This window comes from Tabrizicola fusiformis (assembly GCF_013328815.1).
Lineage (GTDB): Bacteria > Pseudomonadota > Alphaproteobacteria > Rhodobacterales > Rhodobacteraceae > Fuscibacter.
Genome location: NZ_JABUHN010000052.1, coordinates 1 through 1,243, shown reverse-complemented (window position 1 = coordinate 1,243; position 1,243 = coordinate 1). Strand labels below are relative to the sequence as shown.

1 protein-coding gene is annotated in these 1,243 nt (G+C 60.3%); it reads right to left on the bottom strand.

Going from position 1 to position 1,243, the window contains the following annotated elements:
• Nucleotides 1–8 precede the first annotated feature (8 nt).
• Nucleotides 9–914: a cation diffusion facilitator family transporter gene (locus HS053_RS22095; RefSeq protein ID WP_458358917.1), complete on the bottom strand. Its 906-nt coding sequence runs from the start codon at nt 912–914 to the stop codon at nt 9–11.
• Between the last annotated feature and the right edge of the window lie 329 nt (nt 915–1,243).

Here is a 1,243-nt window from a genome sequence, read left to right as displayed (position 1 = left end):
GCCTTTGGTCAATGTGCGTGCCCTGCGTGGAGGTCGATTTCGGGTGGCTTTTTGAGGCTGCAGTCTGCGTCGCCGACCCAGTCGATGGCGACGGTGGGGTGTTCGATGCTGAACTTGTCCTGCAACTCCTGGGTGACTTTTTCGGCGACGGCCCGGATATCAGCGCCCTCTTTGGGCTGGATGTGCAGCGTGGCGAGCGAGCGGCCCGAGGTGATCTGCCAGACGTGGATGTGGCTGACTTTTTTCAGACCGCTGACCGTCTGCATGAGATGGCGTTCGATCTTGTCCGTTTCAGCATCGGCGGGAGCGCCCTCCAGCAGGATGTGCAGGGTCTTCTTGAGCAGGCTCCAGGCGCTGCGCAGGATCAGGAGCGAGACGAAGACCGACAGGATCGGGTCGATGGGGGTCCAGCCTGTGTACCAGATCACGATAGCCGCGACGATGGCACCGACCGAGCCCAGAAGGTCGCCCATCACGTGCAGGACGGCACCTTTGACGTTGACGTGGTCAGAGTCACCGCGGGTCAGGTACCACAGCACGAAGAGGTTCACCAACATACCGACGACGGCGACAATGAACATCGAACCGGCCATCACCGGAGAAGGCTCGCGGAAGCGCTCGACCGCCTCATAGACGATCCAGCCGACGATACCGAACAAGGTCAGCGCATTGACAAGGCCGGCGATGACCTCGAACCGGGCATAACCGAAGGTGCGCTGGCTATCCGCCATCTTGCGGCCGAGACGGAAGGCCACATAAGCCAGCAAGAGAGCGATAGCGTCTGTCAGCATATGGCCGGCATCGGCCAGCAGCGCCAGCGATCCGGAGACGATGCCGCCGACGGCTTCCACGATCATGAAACTGAAGATCATGAAGAACGAGATCAGGATCTTGCGCTCGTTCTTGCTGGTCACCTGAGGGGTGTGATCGTGATCATGCCCGGCATGGTCATGACCCGCGTGGTCGTGGGCGGAGTGGTCGTGCGGGGCATGGTTGTGCCCTGAGTGGTCGGTGTGGTTGTTTGGGGGTGCCATAGGGGTGTGCTCCGATTCGAATTGACGCATGAATAGATGTTCATACGTTCACATGTCAAGCTGCAACCGTGGCGGCATCGACATGCCGCGTGCCCATGCAACGAAGCAACACCGCCAAAACCGCGCCCACCCCCAACTCCCGAGCAAACCTGCAAACCCCACAGAAAAATCGGCGGAAATCCCCCGTTCCAATCATGGGAACCGTTGAT